Raw genomic sequence first — 21,606 nt, 5'->3', positions numbered from 1 at the left:
CTAATCAAGATTTTTTCCTCAACGTCTAGTTTGTTTTGATTTTGTTCAAGATCCCCTTTCGCAACAATAATCAACCCTACTCCACGACTTTCGCTAAATGCCCTTCACGCAGAAAAAAAGACCTTTCAGGAACGAAATCCTATCACTTGCCAGCTTTTCGCTATGATAAACTCAGACTAAGAGAAATGAGGGAAGTAAAATGGAAACAACGGCGAAAACGGAACAAAGCCCTGTTGGAATGACGAAAAAAACATATAGTTTCCGACAGAATTTTCTTTGGTATTTCAGTTATGTAAAATTGTGGGAACCGAAACTCTTCAGCGTGATGCTCATTGGGGTTCTTTTCCAAACGGTTGGTAACCTGTTAAGTGTTTTGATGCCGGCTGTAATTATTGATTATCTGGTTATTGGCAAGCCTTTGGGACAACTGCTACTGCTGATTACCGGAATGGTAGCTGGCACTAGCTTGTGTAATTACATCAGTACGGGAGTCATGAACCGCAACTTTACTCGCAGAATCGCAGTCCGGCTTCGTTTCCAAGAACCATTGGCAGAAGATATCCTATTCATGCCCTACGATTATGTTATTCAAAAAAAAGTACGGGAACGTTATCAGACTGCGATGATCAGCGCGTTAAATAATAACAACAAAGCCGGAGAAGCTTTTTATCTCCACACGATGGAGATCATCCGCACATTGCTGAGTTTACTTTTATTCGGTGTAACGATTTCTTTTTTCTCCCCGCTGGTCTTTTTGTTGGTACTCTTCATGGGGGCACTCAATTATTTCGTATTAAATCATGTCAAAACCAAACGGGAGCAGTTGCGACAAAAATACGGCGACGTTGGCCAGCAAAAAGAATATGTCTCTCGTAATGCCTACCAAGTAGAAAATGGCAAAGATTTGCGTCTGTACCACATGTCCACCTGGTTTGAACAAATCATCGATACTTATAAAACACAGGAAACAAAATTGAACACTCAAGGTACACGATTTGACCTTATTACCGGCAGCACCCAGACCGTGACTTTCTTTATCCAGAACATTTTCAGCATTCTTTATCTAATTTGGGGTATCACCAACCGTTTGTTTTCACTTCCTCAGTTCACGCTTTATCTAGGGATTGTAAATCAGTTTGCTACCTTGATACAAAACCTCAATCAGGAAATCTATGATCTGCAAAATGCTTCCAGTGAACTCAATGACCTGCGCTACTGGATGGATTTTTCTAAAAGTGCTCGCAGCCAAGAAGATACCCGGCCATTGCCGGATTTAACACAAGGAGTGACTTTTTCTTTTGAGCATGTCAGCTACCGCTATCCCGATGCCGCAAATGACAGCCTCACCGATTTGAATCTAACCATTGCAGCCGGCGAAAAATTAGCGCTGGTGGGTAGTAATGGTGCTGGTAAAACAACACTAGTGAAGCTCATTTCTGGCATCTTACAGCCTACCAAGGGGCGGATTTTGTTGAATGGCGTCGACATCCAAAACATTGACAAAAAGACCTATTACGCGCTGATTGCACCTGTCTTTCAAGAAGCGTTGGTTTACGCTATGACAGTTGGTGAAAATATTGCTGTTGCCCACGACCTTGATGAGGCCCGGGTTTGGCAAGCACTAAAAAAAGCTGGACTGGCAGACAAGATCCGTGCCTTACCTCAAGGATTGGCAACTCAGCTGACTCGTGAGGTACATCTTGACGGTGTTGAACTGTCGGGAGGAGAAACTCAGAAATTGATGTTAGCTCGAGCATTATATAAACAAGCAGAATTCTTAATTTTAGATGAACCCACCGCAGCTTTAGATGCCTTAGCAGAAAACGAAATGTATCAGGGCTTTGCAACACTGGTTCACCAGAAGACGGCCCTCTTTATCTCCCATCGGCTGGCCTCCACTCGTTTTTGCGACCGGATCATCTTTTTAGAAAAGGGCCGCATAGTCGAGACTGGCACTCACAATGAACTGATGCAACAGCAGGGGCCTTATGCTGCTATGTATGCGATTCAAAGCCAATACTACAAGGAGGATGCTAACAATGAACGATTTGCTGTCTAAATACAAAAACGTATTCCAACTTATCCATACACAGCGCCCGGGACTATTACTCTATGCTTTTTTCTTCTCGCTGATGAATGTGGCTCTTCCTTATTTAATTCTTTTGATGACCACGGTTGCTTTGAATGGTCTTTTAGCAGGCAATACCTTTTTGCAGCTGACTTTCAAAATACTGCTTTTAGGCGGTATCACCTTGATCTGCCAAATTGCTCAGAAGTTCTTTGAAAAAAAGCGGGACGACGCCTATGACGAGTTCAATCTTAATTTGGAAAAAGCCACTACCCTAAAGCTGCTTACCATCAGTTATTTTCAATTACAAGATCCGCAAATGCGGGCAGCTTATCAAAAAGCCAAAGAAGGCACCAACTACAGCGGCGGCTTTAATCAATTTATCCGCAGCGTACTAGAAGATCTATTAAATGCGGTTATCGCGTTGATTGTCGGCGTCGGCGCAGTCACTGCACTGCTTTCGGCAAAAGGGCATCAAGCGTTACCTCAACCTTGGGAGTTTTTCGTCAACGATTGGGGATTTGTACTGGTAATCTTCTTCTGTGTGGTTACTCCGATCTTTTGCAATTTGATTTTGGCCAAGAAGAAAAATGAGTTGGAAAAGGGGATGTTTGACTTTTTTACATTTGTTAATCGCCAGTCTAATTATATCTTCAACGTTATCTTCGATTATCAAAATGGACCGGCATTGCGTATGTATAACGGGAACCAGCTGATGTTTCATGAGATGGTCAAGCAAAATGATCTTTTCTTGAAACGCAGTTTGAAAGAAGACCACAAACGCTCCAATCTAACAGACGGCGGCAGTGCATTGATTAGTTTATTGCTGATTCCCATTTTTCTATTGGTGGCTATGAAAGGTTATGTAGGAGCCATCGCCATCGGTTCGATTTTCCTATACACCGGGTATTTCACTCAGTTGGTAGCCACGTTGAACACAGCCTTTATGGCACTGCCAAAGGGCAACATGCTATTAGGATTTTTGGATTTCTACTTTGACTTTCTCGCATTGGATCCACAGGAAAATGGTTCGCTACCGGTGGAAAAACGCAATGACAATGAATACGAAATTGAGTTTCATCACGTCAGCTTCAAATACCCCGGTTCAGAAGAATACGTGCTCAAGGACTTGAATTTGAAGCTGACTATCGGGCAGCGCACGGCAATCGTAGGCAGAAACGGCTCCGGTAAGACCACCTTTATCAAACTGTTGTGTCGCCTGTATCCGGTGACCCAAGGACGGATTACGTTAAACGGCATCGAAATCGACAAATACGATTTGAAGGAATATCAAGATATCTTAGCTGTCGTTTTTCAAGATTTCAAACTCTTCGCTTTCAGCGTGGCAGAAAATGTAGCGGCCAATCGTCATTTTGATACCAAACGAGTAACAGATGCCTTGTATATTGCCGGTGTCAAAGAGCGGGTGGCAACGATGCCTGCGGGAATTGACAGCATCCTCTACAAAGACTTGAATGACCAAGGAGTGGAAATTTCCGGTGGCGAAGCCCAGAAGATTGCTATCGCTCGTGCTTGGTACAAGGATGCTCCTTTTGTGATTTTAGACGAGCCCACCAGTGCACTGGATCCTTTTTCCGAGTATGAAATCTATCGCCGCTTTGACGATTTGGTACAAGACAAGACCTCTATCTACATCTCGCACCGGATGTCTTCTGCTCGTTTCAGTGACCGAATTGTAGTCTTTGACGGCGGACGGGTCCAACAAGATGCCAATCATGAAACCCTTATACAGCAGCCTGGTCTGTATCAAGAGCTCTTTAACGCTCAAGCACAGTATTATGTAGAAGATTTAACTGACGAACAGCTGGCGACACTGTTTTCTTAAATCAAAAGCTTTCTCGCAATGGCTGTTGCAGCTGTTCGGGAGAGCTTTTTATTCTATAGGAGGGCTGCATTTATCAGTGACGCTCAACAAATATTCTCAGATGAGTCCGCAGATCTCAGCGCTATTTTCACCGACAATTAAAAAAAGGCAGCTCTACTCTCAACAATAATCACTGGCACCATTGCAGCGTAGCAAAATCTTTGTAGAATCCCAGCGGCTGTTAGATAATGAAGAAGACAATAACCGTCGCCCAAAGACACAGGCAGATGTAGCAACTATCTATGCACTCTGCTCTACCTTGTTTTTCGGTGACAGAAAGAGGCACAGCAGATGACAGAATTGTTGAAGCAGGATTTTTATGACTATGTAAATGGAGACTGGCTCAAAATGGCTGAGATTCCGGCAGACAAGCCAGCGACAGGTGGTTTCCAAGATTTAGTCGACGATATCGACAAATTATTGATGGCAGAATTCGATCATTTCGCCCAACATCCCGAAGCAATCCCGGCTGGTCGTATGGAAGATGCTATCGCTTATTACCGATTGGCAAATGATTATGAAATGAGAGACAAGTTGGGCGTTGCGCCTGTCAAACCTTTGTTAGCAAAAGTTGCCGCGCTTAACACCATCGACGATTTGAATGGTCAATTGGCCGGCTGGGTTCTAGAAGGGCTACCGCTTCCTTTTAGTGTGGATGTGGATCAGGACATGAAAAACAGCAAGTTCAACACGTTTTTCGCCGGCCCCGCAGGAACTATTCTGCCGGACAAAACCTATTATAAAGCAGATCATCCCCAAGGTCCTCAGCTGTTGGAAGTCTTTGCTGATATGACACAGCAGGTTTTAGTCAAAATGGACTATTCTACTGACGAGGCGGCTCAAATCGTTGCCGATGCACTGGCTTTTGATGCCTTAATCGTACCTCACGTTCGCAGTTCCGAAGAAAATGCGGATTACAGCAAAAACTACAATCCCCGCAGCTTTGGTGAATTCACTGCCTACTCCAGTCACTTCACACTTGGGAAAATGACAGAAGAATTGGTTGGGACCCAGCCGCAAAAAATTATCGTCACTGAACCGGAATACTTTAAATCACTGGATCAAATTGCCAATCCGGAAAACTTTCAGCTGATGAAAAACTGGATGCTGATCCAAGTCGCCTTGTCCTTTACCGGTTATCTCAGCGAAGAGTTGCGCCAGCTGGGGGGGACTTACAGTCGACACATTTCCGGCGTGACGGAAGCCAAGCCTCAGAAAAAAGCGGCCTTCTATTTGGCAAATGGACGTTTCAGTCAAGTTGTAGGTGTCTACTATGGCCACAAATATTTCGGTGAAAAGGCCAAAGCCGATGTCGAACACATGGTAAAAACGATGCTGGGTATCTATCAAGAGCGCCTGGAAAACAATACATGGCTGTCCTACGAGACGCGACAAAAAGCAATTGTCAAACTGAATACACTAGGAATTCATGTCGGTTATCCAGAAACAATCCCCGCTTATTACGATAGATTCCGCACAAAAACCAAAGAAGCCGGTGGCACACTGGTAGAAAATGCAGTGGCCTTTGCTCGAATCGTCCGCGAAGACAACTTCAGCAAATACGGACAGGAAAAAGATCGCAACGAATGGGAAATGAGCGCTGCTACCGTCAATGCTTACTACCATCCCTTCTTGAATGTCATCGTCTTTCCCGCTGCTATTTTGCAAGCACCTTTTTACAGCTTGGAGCAATCTGCTAGTGCCAACTACGGCGGAATTGGTGCAGTCATCGCTCATGAGATTTCTCATGCCTTTGACAATAACGGCGCCAAATTTGACGAGTTCGGCAATATGAACAATTGGTGGACTGCCCACGACCTGGAACGGTTTGATGAGCTGTCAAAAGCGATGATTGCTGAATTTGACGGCATCGAATTCGCCGGTGGTAAAGTGAACGGCACCTTGACAGTTTCAGAAAATATCGCCGATGCCGGTGGACTGAGCTGTGCCTTGGAAGCAGCAAAAAAAGAGGCGGATGTTTCACTGGAAGACTTCTTCACCAATTGGGCCAAAATCTGGCGCACCAAAGCTCGTGAACAATATCAACAGCTGCTGCTCTCTGTTGATGTTCACGCACCAGCCAAATTACGGGCCAACGTCCAGGTCAAAAACATCGACGACTTTTACACCACCTTTGGAATTGAAGCAGGAGACGGCATGTATTTGGCACCGGAAAAACGGGTACACATCTGGTAATAAAACTAAAACCAGTGACACAGAAGCGGAGAAATTGCGAATGATCAATCATTTAGACTTGAAAGTTACCGACCTGAATGCAAGCAGTCGGTTTTATGAGAAAGTATTGGCTCCACTAGGCTACGTAGTAAAAATGCACTCCCCAACCGTCATTAGTTTTTCTGATGGCCGTTCTTCTGACCCAATGGGAGACTTGTATTTGAGCCAAGGTATTCCGAATCCTTTTCATTTTGCCTTTCAAGCTGAAACCAAAGAAATGGTGCAAGCTTTTTATGAGGTTGGTTTACAAAGTGGTGGCACAGATAACGGGGCACCCGGCTATCGTGACTACCATCCTTTCTACTATGCCGCCTTTTTGATTGATCCAGACGGTTATCGTATCGAAGCAGTCACCCACACACTCTAAGAGCCAAATTCAAACCTAAACTGTTACAACAAGATCCTAAGCGAGATAAGTACTAAAGCGCTGATTCAATCAATACTTCAAAAGAAAATTTCAAGAGAATCAAAAAAGACCGTGTGGGCCTAAAACTCACCCCACATGGTCTTTTAAATTTGCCTCAGTTTACCGGGTTTACTTCTCCAGCGAGCTGCTGCCTAATTTTTATCCAAAAAGTCTTTCAATCACAAAATTTCTGCCCCCAACGTGCCTGCAAAATGTCCCAAAGCCCATTCGTGTCCCACCGGATCAAAGCTGGCTACTGCATCTTTGTAGACATGGATTTTGTACCCCAGGTTATAGGCATCGACAGCCGTGTGCAGGACACAAATATCGGTACAAACGCCAGTCAGATAAAGATCAGTAATGCCTCGCTCCCGCAAGCGGATGTCTAAATCCGTACCGCTAAACGCTGAGTAATGGCGCTTGTCAAACCAATAGACATTTTCTTGTGTGCTATGGGCTGCATACAAATCAGCCAAGCTGCCAAAAAGCTGCCGTCCGTCAGTTCCGATGACATTATGCGGGGGAAACAGTTTATTTTCCGGGTGAAAACGGTCAGTCGGATCGTGCGCATCAATGGCAAAAACGACAAATTCCCCGGCGTCGATAAATTCTTTTGTGACAGCAACTAGTTTTTCTTCGATGGCCTGACCAGCTGCTCCTGTCGTTAGCTTACCGTCATCAGCCACGAAGTCATTGGTATAGTCGATGGAGATTAGTGCTTTCATTGAATCATCCTCCTGAAGTCTGCCGTCCAACGCAAGCTGTTAGTGGCTTATTTTACTCAGTATAACAAGATTCACAGCGGATTTCGACTCTTCTTACTTCTTACTCTGACAAAGAAGTCAACAACCTTACAAATCTGTTCGCCGGGTTGCGACTTTAGTCTGATGAATCTCTTTGCCACTCCGTTAGAATAAAGACAACAAGAAAACAACCGGAAAATACAGCTCAGCTGACCTTGGAAACAGACAAACAGGAACCTGTCCAAAGCCGGCCGACTGCCACGGTAGACAAGGAGAAAAGGAAAATGGATAATTGGTTTAATCACGTTGGAAATGTCTTCTTTGATGCATTTTGTCCCATGATGTCCGCTTCTTTTGCGGTCTTGGCAGATTTCGTCAGCCACTTGTTCTAGCCATTATTTTACTTATCATACGAAGAAAAGCGCCGGATCAACAGATTCGGCGCTTTTTTTGGCATATTTACATGAGGTGTCACCTAACAGCCAGATGGAAAATTTGCTTTTGCCAATTGGACGCTATACTAGGTTTCTTACGAATTGCAAGACCATTTCTGCTGAGCGCTTGCCAGCTTCGTCGATAAATTCATCAAAGGTCATGGCAGCGTCGTGATCTGCCGTATCGCTGATAGCTCGAACCACCAGAAAAGGAATTTCAAACAAATAGGCTGTCTGGGCTACTGCTGCGCCCTCCATCTCATTGGCTAAGGCATCGGGAAAATGGCGCTTTATCTCAGCAGCTTTTTGAGGATCATTGACAAAGGTATCGCCGGTGACGATTAAACCTTTACGAACATGATGCTCCGTAGCTTCTGCCGCTTTTGTCATTTCCGCTATCAAATACTTGCTGGCATCAAAATACAGAGGCATTCCTGCTGGCAGCTGTCCGAATTTGTAGCCAAAGCCTGTGACATCCACATCAAAATAGGCTAGCTTTTCGGAAACCACGATATCCCCTACTTGCAGTCCTTCACCAATCCCACCGGCAGATCCCGTGTTGATTACCATATTGACCCCATAACGCTGGATCAGCAAGCTGGTGATGGTGCTGGCAGCTACTTTGCCAATCCCAGAACGCACTAAAATCACTTCATGGCGACCGATTCCGCCAGAAACAAACAATGCTCCCGCCCGCTCCCAAGAGACTGGATTTTCGATTTGTTCTTTCAAAATTTTGATTTCTTGATCCATCGCACCAATGATTCCGATTTTCATGATCTCATAACCTCCAATTAAGTTGTCGCAAACAGCATTAGCCTTACCTACCGCTCATCGATATAACCTGGCATCCGTTGCTTCCGCTATTTAGCTATTTATAAGAAGAACGTTGCCAACATGACGACTACAATCAATAGTGAGACGATGATGATTGCTCCTACTAAAAAGCCATTCAATTCTCGAGATTTTTGGTTTTCAACAGTACGAGATTTCTTCAACGGTTTGTTTTTCTTCTTTTCTTTTCGATAAAAATTATTGATCTTCTTTTCTTCTCTGTGAAATTCTTTTTGAGTCTCTTTGTCGGTGATTGCCTGTGTCGGGACTGCCTGACGACGGGAGATATGGAACGTCTTTCCTTGTTTTTCTTCCTGACGTACGGAGCGGTTCGGCTCGGGGCGGAACTTTTCTTTTGATCCATCCTCTTGCTCGCGACGTTCCCGCAGTGTCTGACGAGTAATCAGCGGCTTTTTACTCATAGCCGCCACTTCCTTTAGCTGCTTCTTGCAGTTCCCAATATTGGATGGCATACAATGACTTGGCGTCACAGATGGTACCTTCAACAATCGCAGCTTTTGCTTCCTCCAGAGTCAGTTCATAGACTTCAAGGACCTCATCGTCATCCATGGCCCGCGGGTTTTCAACTTTCTCCATATCATGGGCACGATAGACATGGAGCATCTCATTAGCAAAGCCTGGCGAAAGGTACATAGAAGCTAAGTGTTCCATTCGCTGCGGCCGATAACCAGTTTCTTCTTCTAATTCCCGGGCACCGGTAATTTCCGGATGACTGCCTTCTCCTGGATCAATCTTGCCAGCAGGAATCTCCAAAATGACTTTTTCCAGTGGTTTACGAAACTGACGGACAAACAACATTTTGTTTTTCGGTGTGATAGCGACGATTCCAACACCACCAGGATGAAAGACTAATTCTCTTTTGGCAGTCCCACCATTTGGTAAAGACACATCGTCCAATACGACATCGATGATTTTGCCATGGAAGATCTCTTTTCGGCTGATGGTTTTTTCTTCAAAATTTTCAAAAGAAAGCATTGCACTCCCACTTTCGTTTTCGTTATTCTATCTGTAGCAGACAGTTTTTGCCGGCTGCATTTTCTGCGTAAAAAATACCCTTTCATACTTGCAGAAAAACAGATGCTTTTCCTGTAAGTATACACGTTTTTACCGGCCTCTGCCGTTAATTTTAACATAAGAAACCTTATGTTTTTCCTAAATTGAAAAAATCAACCCTTAGTCTGATTTTTTTTGTTATGGCTGCGTGATAGAATGATTTTGTAGTCAACAAGGGTTGTAAATATCCAGCTTCGCCAATATATGCGGGAAAGTTTTCCGCCTGCTGAAAATACAGCAAACAATCAGGAGGATATCAAAATGAAAAAATTCATCCTATACTCACTCATTGGCATCCCAGTGTTCTTTGTCTTGCTGGTGATTCTTTCCGGTTCTACCGACGTGCTGCCTTTTATTTTGGTGATTGCCGGCATTGTCTTGGTCTGGTTGGGATTGAAGGGGTCTGCACCCAAAAAAGTTTTTGCTCAAAAACCCATACCAGTTATGAGTAAAGAAAAGGAAACTCATTACCTTGAGGCTGGCATGACCCAAAGCGAGATTGAATTTTTCCGAGACACGATGAGCCAGACGAAAGATCAAATCCAGAAGCTCCAAAACAATATCAATAAAAATGCTAAATTGAAAGCCATTGATTTGCGTCATGACACATTGCGGGCTTCTAAAGCACTGTTTAAAGAATTGGTGAAAGATCCGCAAAAACTTCATTGTGCCAATCACTTCCTCTACACGCACCTGCCAAATATGGTCGATTTAACAGACAAGTTCATCGAAATCAACGACCATGAGATTAAGAGTCGAGAAACTTATGAAAAGATCGAAGAAAGTTCTCAGATTATCGACCAGATGGCTTCCTTAATTGCACAGGATTATCAACAGTTCGTTGCTGATGATTTTGAGGACATGGATATTGAGCTTTCGATTGCCAAACAGAGTTTAAAACGGGATAATGTAAATAGTACAACGGTGGAAAAAATCTAGCCAACCGGCTAGATTTTTTTCGAATCAGCTTATTTCCGAGGCGCAGGTACACGCCTCTTTTGCAAGAAGAATAGATGACTACAGTCTCAGCTGTCTTCGTCTGATTAGAGATTAGACTATTGGAGGAATGAAAATGACGGAAAACAACAACTTGCCGCAACAGCCGGTACAAAATGTCGATTCTACTTTGGAGGATCTGTTAAACAGTCCCTTCACTACCCCGGTGGGTTCCTTGACCGAAACTCAGAAAACGGAAATCAACGCTTTACAAGAACAACAAAAAGCGGACCGTCTGGTAGATAAATTGCCACCGGAACGACAAGCCCAAGCCAAAGAACTGGCGGATAAAATCGACGCGACGGATCAACAAGGAGTTATCACTTACGGTGCCGTTGCGCAACAAAAGCTTGGTGAGTTCTCACAATCCATGCTTAACCACGTCCAAGCTAATGATATTGGCCCAGTAGGAGATAGCTTGACTGAGCTGATGTATCGTCTAAACGAAGCGAATCCTGATGATTTGCGAGCTGGCGAAGGCAATCTTTTCAAGCGTATGTTTGGCAAAGTCAAACAGTCCATTTACGAAATCACAGCCAAATACCAAAAAATCGGGGCTCAAATTGACAAGATTGCTGTTAAGTTAGACAAGGAAAAAGACGGGCTGTTAAAAGACAACTTGATGCTGGAACAGCTCTATCATAAAAACAAAGATTATTTTGATGCCTTGAATATCTACATCGCAGCCGGTGAATTGAAAGCCGAAGAATTAAAAACAGTCACCATTCCTGAAGCGATGGCCAAAGCTCAAGCTTCCGGCGATCAGATGGATGTCCAAATCGTCAATGACTACAATCAATTTCTAGACCGCTTGGACAAGCGTACCCACGACCTGCGCTTAGCTCGTCAGATTACCATTCAACAAGCACCACAGATTCGCCTGATTCAAAATACCAACCAAGCTTTAGCCGAAAAGATCCAGGCTTCTATCAACACAGCGATTCCTTTGTGGAAAAATCAGGTTGTTATCGCACTGACTCTTTTGCGTCAAAAAGATGCGGTTACCGCGCAACGACAAGTCTCCGAAACTACTAATGACTTGCTGAAAAAGAACTCAGAAATGTTGAAAGTTTCCGCCATCGAAACCGCCAAAGAAAACGAGCGGGGGATCGTGGACATCGAAACTTTGCAGAAGACTCAAAACGACTTGGTGGAAACCATCCAAGAAACCTTGCGAATTCAACAAGAAGGCAAAGAAAAACGCCGCGCTGCCGAGATCGAACTGGGCACGATGGAAGAAGACCTCAAAAACAAATTGCTGGAGCTTACTTCCGGCAACGGAAAATAAATCCCATACAAAGACCACTTGCACACACTGTATCCCCAAAAAGTTAGACCAAAATCTAACTTTTTGGGTCACTATACATGCGGCAAGTGGTTTTTTTAGGCTTCTTTTAGGCTTTTTTCGCGCAAAACAACAATCGCTTCAAGGCAAACCCACAGCCGGCTGCTTACGGCAATACCTTTCCCACCGGAAAAACACGCCGAAAGACTTTACGAACAGCAGGCCCCGCAATCAGCAGTTGAAAAGGCAAGGCCATCACTAAATTTTTTGGGATATTGGCAAACCAGATCGGCGGTAATTCCTGCCAGTTATTACCGGCTAGCACCGCTTCCAGCGCGCCGTACAAAGACATGATAATGACCATTGGCAGAACCATGCAGGTAGACACCGCTACAACCTTTTTTAGATTGCTGTGCCAGGGTTTAATCAAGTATTTGAATGCAACAGCTTTAGCCGGACCGGAAACGATGAACCAGTCACAACACATAGCCACCATAAATCCCAACGGAAAACCCAGCCAGGCCTTTTGCAAAACTGATAATGACCACACTTTCTCCTGCAAGGCGATATTGTAAAAACTCATCCATAGAACCATCACTGCACACATCAATACTGTATAAATGATACTTTCTCTTTTGTTATGGGGCATTTTTTCTCCTTTGTTGGAAAAGCTGTCAGATGAAAGCTTGAGGAGTAAAACGAGACTTTTAGGCAATTACGAAACCAATTTTTTGCCCGTTCACGCAAAAAAGCAGCGGTGGCCGGCGAGTAACTCGTTACGACCTCCACTGCTGTGTACATCTTCACTGCGTTTTCCAGATATTCTTTTCTCATTCACCTTAGCAGATTTTTGGCAGCTTCGTAAGTTTTTTTTAGAAAAATTTCACAGTCAGTCAGCTCCACCAATTGTCTGAATATTTTGTCAACTCTGCTCCCGTTTTCTGAGGAAGTCTGCTACTATTTAGTTAAAGACTAGGTAAAGATGCTATCACTATTTAACAGGAGGAATTCATTATGACGGTGCTATCATTTGAAAAAATCTCATTAACAAGAGGCGGCCACCCGCTCCTCAAAGAAATCGACTGGCACATCACTAAGGGAGAAGACTGGGGAATTCTCGGTCTAAACGGTGCCGGCAAAACATTGATGCTACAGATGATTGCCGGCAATTTATGGCCGACATCCGGCCGGCTCACGGTCTTGGGTGAAGTCTTCGGACAAGCAAATATCCCTGACCTGACCAAGCGCATCGGTTGGGTCTCCAATGTCTTACAAAATAAATTGTATCAGCAGGATACAGCAGAACTGATCGTCCTCTCCGGTAAGTTTGCTTCTATCGGTATCTGGCGTACTTACGAACCGGAAGAATTAGCCGCCGCCAAGGAACTGTTGGTCTCATTAGGAGCGGAAAATCTGTTGGGAAAACCTTATCAAGTCTTATCCCAAGGAGAAAAGCAACTCGTCTTAATCGCCCGGGCTTTAATGGGCTACCCGGAGCTCTTGATTTTAGACGAGCCTTGTAACGGCCTAGATCTATTTGCCCGAGAAGACCTGCTGCAACGAATCCGAAAAATCAAAGAACAGCCTGTCGCCCCTACTGTTTTATTTGTCACTCACCACACCGAAGAGATTCTTCCTTTTGTCAGTCACGTCCTGATGCTCAAAAATGGCGAAATTTTTCGGCAAGGAACAAGAGAACAGCTGATGACACCAGAATGCTTGTCTGCCTTTTATGAACAACCAATTAAAATTGCCCCTTACAGTGACGAACGTTTTATCGTTTATCCTGGAGACCTATAAGCACTTTAGCTATCTGTTTCCTACAGCAGGCAAAGTTCAAAGTAGTCGCAAATACTACAATTGTTTGCTTCTTCACCGAAAAACCAGAAATGCTTACTTGTAGCTGTCGCTTTACCCCACATCTGCAAGCGGGCAAGCCTGGTTTGACAAGGATGCAAGCAACAATTGCCCCCGTTTTTAGGTATTGCAACAATTGACTGCTTGTTTCTTCAGTAGAACTTTGCTATTTTTGAAAACAGGAGGTGCATTATGTTAGCAGAAGTTATCAGGAAACGTCGCGTCGATCTCGGGCTAACTCAGCAGGACATTGCTACTGAGTTAAACGTCACTCGACAAGCGGTCTCCAGTTGGGAAAACAATAAAACCTATCCTGACATTCCGACATTGATCGCATTGTCAGAGTATTATGGGCTCTCTTTGGATCAGATGCTAAAAGAAGATACAGCTTATATAGAAAAAATGAAAACCGATGCAAAAGATCTGCAATACCTCAAGAAAAAACTATATGTGGGTCTGCTGCCTTTTTTGATCATGCTGAGTTTACTCCTTTTATTGCAACTAACCGCATCCGATCAGAAAACACAACTTTGGCAACTGCTCTTTTTATTTACCAGAATTGGTATCTTGAGCTATTGTCTTTGGGTGGGTTGGACATTGAGACAGTTGGGTCGTTTGAATCAACGCACATTGCTGGGTTTAGCCTTACTGATTGTTGGCCTGTTGCTGCGCTTTTTAGAACCAATTTTCCTGCTGCCCTACAGTGGCATCCTTTGTTGGAGTTTACAGCTTCTTGCCTTGCTGTTCATATGCACCGGGGCTTCAAGAAAACAACACAGCATTCAATAAAAAACACCTGCAAAAGCGACGTCTCTTTTTAGAAAGAGGGCCGCTTTTGCAGGTGTTTTTTATTTTTTATTCAGTTCACTATTGCGGTAGCCGTAAAAGACGTAAATCAAGGTGCCGATGACTACTGTAATGCCAAAGACCAGCCAGGTTATCGGCTTCAGGCGAGTCATTAAAAAGATACAACTGACTACTGATAAGATTGGCAAAAGGGGCACCAATGGCACTTTGAATTCCCCTTTTTTTGGAGGGCCCATTTGCTTACGGAGCTTCAGCAAGCCTAGTCCCATCAGCGCCAAGTAAGATAGTGCCACGATATTGGTTAGTTCCGCTAAGATCTGTAGCGGAAAAGCTGCCGCAAAAAACAAGGCGAAGGCACCGGCTACCCAAGTTGCTTTTTTGGGGGTCCGATGTTTTGGATCAATCTCTTGCATAAATTTCGGCAAAAGTCCGTCTTTACTGATCGCGTAAAGTAACCGCGCTAGAGAATACATCATGGAGATGGTCACCGTCAACAGCGTTAAAATCGCTCCAATGGCGATGACTGAGCCAATGAAATTATGTCCGACATAACGCATGGCAAATGCGACCGGATCGCTGATATTTAGCTTGTCGAAGGGCACAATTCCCGACAAAATTAAGGTTACGACAATGTAGAGGATGGTAGCGATAGCGATTGAACCGATGATTCCTCGGGGAACATCTCGCTGCGGATTTTTGACTTCCTCGGCAGCCATGGCTACGGCATCAAAGCCCAAAAAGGCAAAAAATACCAACGCTGCACCATCGAAGACCCCCTTTGCACCAAAAGGCATAAAAGGTTGCCAGTTGCTGGGCTTCACAAAGAAGATTCCCACTAGGATAAACAATGCGATAATCCCAAATTTAACCCAAACCATCGCGTTGTTCAGGCGCAGCGCCTTTTTGGCTTCCTGGGTGACCCAGACAGTCACAAAGATTACCACCAAGCCAGCAATCAAATCAATGTAAGTACCGCGAGCCGGATCATAGCCTGCTGTCAAAGCAGTCGGCAGATGGATACCAATACTATTGAGAAATCCCTGAAGATACCCTGACCAGCCGGAAGCTACGGAAGAAACAGCCAGCATGAATTCACACAACAAAAACCAGCCGGCATACCAAGCCACGACTTCCCCGAAGACTACATATAAATAGGAATAAGGGCCTCCCAATATCGGCACCCGCGAAGCAAATTCAGCAAAGCACAGTCCTGACAATACCACCACAAAGGCGGCCACCACAAAAGAAAGCGACAACGCCGGTCCGGCATAAACAGCGGTGGCCTGACCAGTGATTACAAAAATCCCCGTCCCAATAATCGCACCGATCCCCAACATAATCAGATCTTTCAGGGTCAGCGTCCGCTTCATTCCCCCGCGCTCTTCAACATCAAACGTTTTTTTACGAAACAGATCCATATTCTTCCCCTTACTCACCAGCAGCTTTTATACTGCCATTCTTTTAATAATTATATACTCTTCATATATCCTAAAAGAATACCACCGCCGATGACAAAAAGGCAACCTAAAACAACATAAACCAGTTCTTTTTTCGTCTTGCGTTCCCCTAATAAGAAGATGCCTCCCAAAGTGGAAATAATGATCCCCATCTGTGACAAAGAGAAGCTGACTGCCAATCCTAATGATTGAATTCCCATCAGCATGCAGACATTTCCCAGTCCCCACAATAAACCAGTTGCGTTATTTTTTAAAACGTAGCGGTCATAGCGAATATCCCCTAGAGTAAACAAGAACGCCCCAGCTACCATTCCCACACTTTGAGGCAAGATGACCGCTGCTGGATCCAAGTCAGCCCAAGTCAAAATAATCGTGTAGGCGCCATAGCCCAGCGTAGAGATCAGCAGTGCCCGAAATCCTTTGCCGAAATCAAACATTTTTTGTCCCGCCGGCAATAACTTTTCCCGATCAGGATCTTGGCGTGACGTATAATAAGAACCAATCATCAAGAGAGCCAAAGCAAGTCCTCCCAACAAAAAATCGCCGCTTTTACGCCACTCACCGAACAATACAGCACCGGCGATTGTATTCAAAATCAACTGCATTCCAGTTGATACCGGCAGTGCCACTGAGATGCCCATGTGATGCATCCCCTGAAACTGGCCTTTTTGCCCAATACTCCAAAAAACACCCGACAAAAAGCCAAAAAGAACTGTGGCTAACGTCATCGTCGGCTGCAATACAAAAAATACCACGATAGAAAAGAAAAACGCCCCAATGGTCATACCCAGCGTCTGTTGGTTCGGTGAGCCGCCCATCTTGCCGCTAACCAGCGCCGTGCTGCCCCAAGCAAACATTGGGACTAAAGCTATCAATAATTCCACAACAAAACTCTCCTTTTATTACGATCCTAATCGTTTTAATCACTGTGCAGCAAAAACGGCACTTCGCTAGTCTACCAGTGAAACCGTCTTCCTCTCAAGAAAAACTTTCAACTTCTTTCAGAAACATCAAAAACTTTTCATGTAAATGAAGGGCTGTCCTATTTGGAGGAAGCTTACGTGTGTCTTAGCACCCCGTATTGGCTAAATAGATAAAAAAAGACTTCTGCGTCCCTCGAAAGCTTTCTTTAGCTAGTTGTAAGTCCCATTTTCTCGATGACTATGTACCTTTGCCATGTGCTATTAGCTGTTAGGTGCATGTCATTTTGGTCTAAGTTCTATTCGATAGGTAAGGATAGCGTTATCACTTGTCCATGATATACTATTTGTACGCGTGGATATTCGAGTGAATCGAAGTAAGGTAGTTCTAGAGCTTGAAACTAGCCCAGCTCACGGTGTGAATTGATAGGGTTAGAATTTTTTGAATTGCAACTTGTGACCACCAAGATATATCCGGAATAAGATGATTTTCCGAAAGCAGCAGATAGATTCACTAAAAATCCCGAGCAAGTATTAAAGAAGTATTATGGTTACAATTGGAGGAGAAAAATGTTATGAAAAGTGTCTATTTTGTTCGTCACTCAATAAGAGACTTTACTAATCGTGAAGAGCGACTAGCTCCATTAACCAGTGAGGGGCTTATGTTAGCAAGACGTCTACAACCATTTTTTGCGGATAAAAAAATTTCGAATATCTATAGTAGTCCTTATCTCAGAGCCGTACAGACCATAGAACCCACTGCAGAATGGTTAGGGAAAACGGTCATTATCGAAGATGATCTCAGAGAAAGAGCTGTTGGTAAATGGTGCGACAATTTTTCAGAGTTTTCTACTAATCAGTGGAATGACTTTAATTTTAAACTAGCTAATGGCGAGTCTTTAAATGAGGTACAACAACGCATTCTGCCGATTTACAATGAAATCATCAAAAAAAATGAAGCGAACATTATTATCAGTGGACATGGCACAGCATTATCTGCTCTATTTAATGAACTATTAGACGGTAAATTTGGTTTAGCAGAATTTAACAAAATGAAGATGCCTGATATTTATTGTGCAGAATATAAATTTGATTCTCTTACAAAATTCGAACATATTGAGAGGCCATTCTGACAGCTGAAATATCAAGAAAGGAATCAAAATAGGTATAGCTTATTTTGCGAGTGTTATAAGTAATCTCGGATCACTTTAAGATTTGTTGAATTGGACTCTTCTTGAGCACTTTGTAAGAACACAACTTTCTTAACTTATAATTACTCACATACAGACTATCAGCAGTCGAAAGCTTCTGTCGGATGAACATTCTAAAATGCTTAAAAAATATGATTCAGCAATAAAAAAACAGGTCATATCTGACCTGTTTTTTATTGACTGTTGATATCGAAATACATTTCTGCATCCCTCGAAAGCTTTGCAGAAGTCTGATATTCCATAAAATAAGATTTACTTTTTATCTTGGTAATAAGCCAGGTACGGAAAATACAGCTGCATTTGGGTACCTACACCCGTAGCTGATTTAGCGGTCAACTGTAGCCCTAGTTGGTGGGCCAAGTTGCGAGCTAGATACAAGCCTAACCCGGTGGAATGCATCTCAGAATAGCGTCCATTCTGACCGGTAAAGCCCTTGTCGAAGATTCTTCGCAAGTCTTCTGCAGGAATTCCGATTCCAGTATCAGCGATAGTCAGGGCCACTCCTTTGACTTTCTTTTCGATAGTGATAGTGACCTTGCCATTTTCCGGCGTATACTTGATGGCATTACTCAGCAATTGTTGCAAAATAAACCCCAGCCACTTGCCATCAGTAAGGACATTTTGATCTTCTCCCACTACTTCATACCGAATATTTCGCTGGATGAAATAATTGGCATTGCTGCGAATAATTGGCAAAATCACTTCTTTCAGCGATGTGTCGCGAATCAGATAATCCTTGGAGAAGTTGTCCAAACGCGAATAATACAATACCTGCTCCACATAGCCATCAATCTTCCCCAATTCATTTTCTAGCATCATGTACTTGTCATCGGGAATATCAAATTCCATCGAGCGCAGTAGCAGTTGAGAAGCCGCTAACGGTACTTTGATCTCGTGAACCCAGGAATCGATGTAATCTTTTTGTTCCTCTTGTCCTGCCACGATTTCTTGCATCATGCTTTGATGCTCGCGAATAACTTGGTTGATAAACGTCTGTTGCAGTTCTTCTTCGTCGCTGCGAGCACCAGTGAGGTAATTTTGCATCGCGCTCTGATCGGCTTTCAGCTCCAACTTCTGCCACCAGATGCGCTTAGAAAAATAATTGTACACCAACATGATGACTAATAGGACGCCTTCCATCAAAGCCAGATAACCGACTGTTCCCCAATCCAGCCCAATCCCAGGAGATAGCCACAGCACAAAAGCGGTCAGTAGAACAAATACTACCCAACCCACCAGCACCAGTTTTCGATCTTTCAGATAGCGCCAAAAGGACATCTTTACCCCCGCCTTTTATTTTCATTCAGGGAACAATGTAGCCTTGTCCCACCTTCGTTTCGATATACCCCGTCAGACCCGCCTGCTCGATTTTGCGCCGCAGCCGATTGATATTAACGGTTAGTGTGTTGTCATCTACGAAACGTTCATCATCCCACAACGCCCGCAAGAGTTTTTCCCGCGACAAGATTTTGCCACGATTTTTCAAAAGGATATACAACAAACGATACTCATTTTTCGACAAATCAATGATTTCACCATTGACTTCGGCTGTGCTATTGTCCACATTTAAGGTCAGGCCGTTGTGATTCAGAGTTTCGGTTGTACCACTGGAGTAGTTGTACGAACGTCGCAATAGGGCGTTAATTTTAGCAATCAGCACATCGATTTCAAAAGGCTTGGTGACAAAATCATCTGCCCCCATATTCATAGCCATAATCATGTCCATATTGGTGTTGCGGCTTGAGATGAAGATAATCGGCACCTGTGACACTTCTCGAATTTTTTGACACCAGTAATAGCCGTCAAATACCGGCAAATTGATGTCCAAAAGTACCAACTGTGGCTCTTGCTCCTGAAAATCGTCAAAAACCTGATTGAAATCGGTAGTCCCAAAAACTTCAAACTGCCATTTCTTCAATTCCTCCATGATTAATTGGCGGATGACCCCCTCGTCTTCCACCACCATGATTTTTGCCATTGCCGCTTCCTCCTTCATTTTCTTTACAGCTGCAATCCTTGCAACTGACTCTCTGCTCTAATTTAACGGACATTTCCTAAAAAAACATCCTGCTTTGGTCTGATTCTTCCCCTGCATAAGGTACACTTTCTAAATCACCAGCACCAATTGCTTTGACCATTCTCAAAAAAACATGTCCTCATCACTGTGAATGACTCATCTATGACGGCTACGCTCCTTTTCCTCCGAAAATAGCTGCGAAAGCCTCAGTCTCACCACACTAAGAGTACCAAAAAAAACCGCTCCCGCCAAACAACGAAGATCAGCAAAAAAAGCTTCCATTGGTTCTCCTCTTGCAGTTGAAGACAACATTGCCGAAAGTAAAAAGAGTGCCACTACAAGTTCATGATAGTTGACTTCTTCGTCGCAACATGGGATACTGCACAAGTAGTTAGCCGGCTAACCATAAACAGAAAAGAGTTTGCCTATGGAAAAATTTACTTTTGTTGACCGCCCCAGCAATCAGCGAATCCAAGTAATGAATGACGTTTCAGAGATGGATTCAACAATATCAGAATTATTTATTGATTTTCAGTGGACCTACCGCAATATGCAAAAGGTCTACGATAGCGTGCTAGATAAAAATGATCTGAGTGAATCGAGATTTATTATCCTGATGTTTTTGAAGAATGCACCTAATTATGAATTGTTGCCCTCGGTTATTTCTGAAAAATTAGGCGCCACCCGTGCTACCGTCAGCAAGTTATTAACTGCCATGACCCACAAAGGCTGGATCATCAAAAACAGCTCACCCTCTGACAAGCGATCGGTGCCTGTACAGCTAACCGACGCAGGTATGGCCGTCTTGGAAGCTTTTTTACCAAAGAATTTCCAAACGGTTCATCTTTTACTTGGTGATTTGACTGCTGAGGAGAGAGCGCAATTTTCCTATCTACTCGGAAAAATCAAACAAAGTACCGAAAAATATACCTTAGAAATGGAGCAATAAAGCATGCAAACTAAAAAAATTGAACTACTTGAAACCTATCTGAGCTTATACATCGATCACTTCACTGTCTTGGAAAATCTTGAAAAGACCGATTCCCCTTATGTAGTTTTGGATGTTCGAAATGCCCCGGCGCAAGTTAAAAAAGATCAGATAAAAAATGCTGTTGCTATGCCTGCAAAAGATTTGGCCAACCACTTAGCTGAATTAGACAAAAGCAAAACTTATGTCGTCTATGATTGGACTGGCGGCACAACCTTAGGCAAGACAGCGTTACTGATTTTATTATCAAACGATTTTGAAGCTTACGAACTAGCCGGTGCCCTCGAAGGCTGGAAAGGCATGAACTTGCCAATTGAAACTCTGTAAAACTAAAAAAATCACCACGTATCTATATGAAGAGGTTATGATGCTCCTCCAGTCATCAGCCT

20 protein-coding genes are annotated in these 21,606 nt (G+C 43.7%); 11 read left to right on the top strand and 9 right to left on the bottom strand.

Annotated features, from left to right (window positions below; all coding sequences use genetic code 11):
* Positions 1–199: 199 nt before the first annotated feature.
* The 4 genes from ACOMA8_RS07615 to ACOMA8_RS07600 all read left to right on the top strand — a co-directional run bounded on the left by ACOMA8_RS07615 (position 200) and on the right by ACOMA8_RS07600 (position 6,555).
* Positions 200–2,059 (top strand): ABC transporter ATP-binding protein, encoded by a 1,860-nt coding sequence (locus tag ACOMA8_RS07615; RefSeq protein ID WP_421369769.1) that lies wholly within the window; start codon positions 200–202, stop codon positions 2,057–2,059.
* The gene (locus ACOMA8_RS07610) at positions 2,040–3,914 is read left to right on the top strand and encodes an ABC transporter ATP-binding protein (RefSeq protein ID WP_421369767.1); all 1,875 of its coding nucleotides are present in this window, start codon (positions 2,040–2,042) and stop codon (positions 3,912–3,914) included. The genes ACOMA8_RS07615 and ACOMA8_RS07610 overlap by 20 nt, the downstream gene beginning before the upstream one ends.
* Before the next feature lie 330 nt (positions 3,915–4,244).
* Entirely contained in the window at positions 4,245–6,149 is a 1,905-nt protein-coding gene (locus ACOMA8_RS07605) for a M13 family metallopeptidase (protein WP_421369765.1), read from the top strand.
* A gap of 40 nt (positions 6,150–6,189) precedes the next feature.
* Positions 6,190–6,555 (top strand): VOC family protein, encoded by a 366-nt coding sequence (locus ACOMA8_RS07600; RefSeq protein WP_421369763.1) that lies wholly within the window; start codon positions 6,190–6,192, stop codon positions 6,553–6,555.
* 218 nt (positions 6,556–6,773) lie between these two features.
* On the opposite strand, the gene ACOMA8_RS07595 is transcribed toward ACOMA8_RS07600, so the two are convergent.
* The 4 genes from ACOMA8_RS07595 to ACOMA8_RS07580 all read right to left on the bottom strand — a co-directional run bounded on the left by ACOMA8_RS07595 (position 6,774) and on the right by ACOMA8_RS07580 (position 9,601).
* A complete protein-coding gene (locus tag ACOMA8_RS07595) occupies positions 6,774–7,319 on the bottom strand; it encodes a cysteine hydrolase family protein (RefSeq protein WP_421369761.1) in 546 nt (181 codons plus the stop codon).
* Between the two features lie 533 nt (positions 7,320–7,852).
* Positions 7,853–8,548: a 5'-methylthioadenosine/adenosylhomocysteine nucleosidase gene (locus tag ACOMA8_RS07590; RefSeq protein ID WP_421369759.1), complete on the bottom strand. Its 696-nt coding sequence runs from the start codon at positions 8,546–8,548 to the stop codon at positions 7,853–7,855.
* 98 nt (positions 8,549–8,646) lie between these two features.
* Positions 8,647–9,027 carry a cell wall synthase accessory phosphoprotein MacP gene (gene macP, locus ACOMA8_RS07585; RefSeq protein WP_161898997.1) on the bottom strand — a complete coding sequence of 127 codons (381 nt, stop codon included), beginning with the start codon at positions 9,025–9,027 and terminating at the stop codon, positions 8,647–8,649.
* Complete coding sequence (locus tag ACOMA8_RS07580) at positions 9,020–9,601, bottom strand: NUDIX hydrolase (RefSeq protein ID WP_421369757.1); 582 nt, start codon at positions 9,599–9,601, stop codon at positions 9,020–9,022. Before ACOMA8_RS07580 ends, macP begins: the two co-directional genes overlap by 8 nt.
* A gap of 339 nt (positions 9,602–9,940) precedes the next feature.
* Here ACOMA8_RS07580 and ACOMA8_RS07575 point away from each other — a divergent pair, with 339 nt between their 5' ends.
* On the top strand, positions 9,941–10,618 hold the full coding sequence (locus tag ACOMA8_RS07575) for a 5-bromo-4-chloroindolyl phosphate hydrolysis family protein (protein WP_161898999.1): 678 nt from the start codon (positions 9,941–9,943) through the stop codon (positions 10,616–10,618).
* Positions 10,619–10,751: 133 nt separating this feature from the next.
* Positions 10,752–11,963, top strand: coding sequence for a toxic anion resistance protein (locus tag ACOMA8_RS07570; RefSeq protein WP_161899000.1), 1,212 nt, complete (start codon positions 10,752–10,754; stop codon positions 11,961–11,963).
* 163 nt (positions 11,964–12,126) lie between these two features.
* Here ACOMA8_RS07570 and ACOMA8_RS07565 read toward each other — a convergent pair whose 3' ends face one another.
* Positions 12,127–12,609 (bottom strand): DUF2798 domain-containing protein, encoded by a 483-nt coding sequence (locus ACOMA8_RS07565; RefSeq protein WP_421369754.1) that lies wholly within the window; start codon positions 12,607–12,609, stop codon positions 12,127–12,129.
* A 365-nt stretch (positions 12,610–12,974) separates the two neighbouring features.
* Between ACOMA8_RS07565 and ACOMA8_RS07560 the strand changes: the two genes are divergently transcribed.
* The gene (locus tag ACOMA8_RS07560; RefSeq protein ID WP_421369752.1) at positions 12,975–13,760 is read left to right on the top strand and encodes an ABC transporter ATP-binding protein; all 786 of its coding nucleotides are present in this window, start codon (positions 12,975–12,977) and stop codon (positions 13,758–13,760) included.
* A gap of 249 nt (positions 13,761–14,009) precedes the next feature.
* The gene (locus tag ACOMA8_RS07555) at positions 14,010–14,606 is read left to right on the top strand and encodes a helix-turn-helix transcriptional regulator (protein ID WP_421369750.1); all 597 of its coding nucleotides are present in this window, start codon (positions 14,010–14,012) and stop codon (positions 14,604–14,606) included.
* 59 nt (positions 14,607–14,665) lie between these two features.
* Here the strand turns inward: ACOMA8_RS07555 and ACOMA8_RS07550 are convergent, their stop codons facing one another.
* Together ACOMA8_RS07550 and ACOMA8_RS07545 are read right to left on the bottom strand one after the other, a co-directional pair.
* Positions 14,666–16,042: an amino acid permease gene (locus ACOMA8_RS07550; RefSeq protein WP_161899003.1), complete on the bottom strand. Its 1,377-nt coding sequence runs from the start codon at positions 16,040–16,042 to the stop codon at positions 14,666–14,668.
* Between the two features lie 50 nt (positions 16,043–16,092).
* A complete protein-coding gene (locus tag ACOMA8_RS07545; protein ID WP_421369748.1) occupies positions 16,093–16,965 on the bottom strand; it encodes a GRP family sugar transporter in 873 nt (290 codons plus the stop codon).
* Positions 16,966–17,576: 611 nt separating this feature from the next.
* Here ACOMA8_RS07545 and ACOMA8_RS07540 point away from each other — a divergent pair.
* Entirely contained in the window at positions 17,577–18,134 is a 558-nt protein-coding gene (locus tag ACOMA8_RS07540) for a histidine phosphatase family protein (protein WP_161899005.1), read from the top strand.
* A gap of 330 nt (positions 18,135–18,464) precedes the next feature.
* Here the strand turns inward: ACOMA8_RS07540 and sapS are convergent, their stop codons facing one another.
* Complete coding sequence (sapS, locus tag ACOMA8_RS07535) at positions 18,465–19,490, bottom strand: two-component system sensor histidine kinase SapS (protein WP_161899006.1); 1,026 nt, start codon at positions 19,488–19,490, stop codon at positions 18,465–18,467.
* A 25-nt stretch (positions 19,491–19,515) separates the two neighbouring features.
* A complete protein-coding gene (gene sapR / locus ACOMA8_RS07530) occupies positions 19,516–20,190 on the bottom strand; it encodes a two-component system response regulator SapR (protein ID WP_161899007.1) in 675 nt (224 codons plus the stop codon).
* A gap of 466 nt (positions 20,191–20,656) precedes the next feature.
* On the opposite strand from sapR, the gene ACOMA8_RS07525 reads away from it, so the two are divergent.
* Together ACOMA8_RS07525 and ACOMA8_RS07520 are read left to right on the top strand one after the other, a co-directional pair.
* Positions 20,657–21,178: a MarR family winged helix-turn-helix transcriptional regulator gene (locus ACOMA8_RS07525; RefSeq protein WP_161899008.1), complete on the top strand. Its 522-nt coding sequence runs from the start codon at positions 20,657–20,659 to the stop codon at positions 21,176–21,178.
* Between the two features lie 3 nt (positions 21,179–21,181).
* A complete protein-coding gene (locus tag ACOMA8_RS07520) occupies positions 21,182–21,544 on the top strand; it encodes a rhodanese-like domain-containing protein (RefSeq protein WP_421369744.1) in 363 nt (120 codons plus the stop codon).
* The last annotated feature ends 62 nt before the right edge of the window (positions 21,545–21,606 follow it).

It is taken from the genome of Enterococcus infantis, from assembly GCF_049166715.1.
GTDB classification, from domain to species: domain Bacteria; phylum Bacillota; class Bacilli; order Lactobacillales; family Enterococcaceae; genus Enterococcus_C; species Enterococcus_C leclercqii.
The sequence above is the reverse complement of the archived record's forward strand: the minus strand, read 5'-3'. Positions and strand labels throughout refer to the sequence as shown.

What these genes read in the sequence shown, in the direction of transcription:
- ACOMA8_RS07615 (WP_421369769.1), top strand. Translation starts at nt 200, where the DNA reads ATGGAAACAACGGCGAAAACGGAACAAAGCCCTGTTGGAATGACGAAA.
- ACOMA8_RS07610 (WP_421369767.1), top strand. Translation starts at nt 2,040, where the DNA reads ATGAACGATTTGCTGTCTAAATACAAAAACGTATTCCAACTTATCCAT.
- ACOMA8_RS07605 (WP_421369765.1), top strand. Translation starts at nt 4,245, where the DNA reads ATGACAGAATTGTTGAAGCAGGATTTTTATGACTATGTAAATGGAGAC.
- ACOMA8_RS07600 (WP_421369763.1), top strand. Translation starts at nt 6,190, where the DNA reads ATGATCAATCATTTAGACTTGAAAGTTACCGACCTGAATGCAAGCAGT.
- ACOMA8_RS07595 (WP_421369761.1), bottom strand. Translation starts at nt 7,319, where the DNA reads ATGAAAGCACTAATCTCCATCGACTATACCAATGACTTCGTGGCTGAT.
- ACOMA8_RS07590 (WP_421369759.1), bottom strand. Translation starts at nt 8,548, where the DNA reads ATGAAAATCGGAATCATTGGTGCGATGGATCAAGAAATCAAAATTTTG.
- macP (WP_161898997.1), bottom strand. Translation starts at nt 9,027, where the DNA reads ATGAGTAAAAAGCCGCTGATTACTCGTCAGACACTGCGGGAACGTCGC.
- ACOMA8_RS07580 (WP_421369757.1), bottom strand. Translation starts at nt 9,601, where the DNA reads ATGCTTTCTTTTGAAAATTTTGAAGAAAAAACCATCAGCCGAAAAGAG.
- ACOMA8_RS07575 (WP_161898999.1), top strand. Translation starts at nt 9,941, where the DNA reads ATGAAAAAATTCATCCTATACTCACTCATTGGCATCCCAGTGTTCTTT.
- ACOMA8_RS07570 (WP_161899000.1), top strand. Translation starts at nt 10,752, where the DNA reads ATGACGGAAAACAACAACTTGCCGCAACAGCCGGTACAAAATGTCGAT.
- ACOMA8_RS07565 (WP_421369754.1), bottom strand. Translation starts at nt 12,609, where the DNA reads ATGCCCCATAACAAAAGAGAAAGTATCATTTATACAGTATTGATGTGT.
- ACOMA8_RS07560 (WP_421369752.1), top strand. Translation starts at nt 12,975, where the DNA reads ATGACGGTGCTATCATTTGAAAAAATCTCATTAACAAGAGGCGGCCAC.
- ACOMA8_RS07555 (WP_421369750.1), top strand. Translation starts at nt 14,010, where the DNA reads ATGTTAGCAGAAGTTATCAGGAAACGTCGCGTCGATCTCGGGCTAACT.
- ACOMA8_RS07550 (WP_161899003.1), bottom strand. Translation starts at nt 16,042, where the DNA reads ATGGATCTGTTTCGTAAAAAAACGTTTGATGTTGAAGAGCGCGGGGGA.
- ACOMA8_RS07540 (WP_161899005.1), top strand. Translation starts at nt 17,577, where the DNA reads ATGAAAAGTGTCTATTTTGTTCGTCACTCAATAAGAGACTTTACTAAT.
- sapS (WP_161899006.1), bottom strand. Translation starts at nt 19,490, where the DNA reads ATGTCCTTTTGGCGCTATCTGAAAGATCGAAAACTGGTGCTGGTGGGT.
- sapR (WP_161899007.1), bottom strand. Translation starts at nt 20,190, where the DNA reads ATGGCAAAAATCATGGTGGTGGAAGACGAGGGGGTCATCCGCCAATTA.
- ACOMA8_RS07525 (WP_161899008.1), top strand. Translation starts at nt 20,657, where the DNA reads ATGGAAAAATTTACTTTTGTTGACCGCCCCAGCAATCAGCGAATCCAA.
- ACOMA8_RS07520 (WP_421369744.1), top strand. Translation starts at nt 21,182, where the DNA reads ATGCAAACTAAAAAAATTGAACTACTTGAAACCTATCTGAGCTTATAC.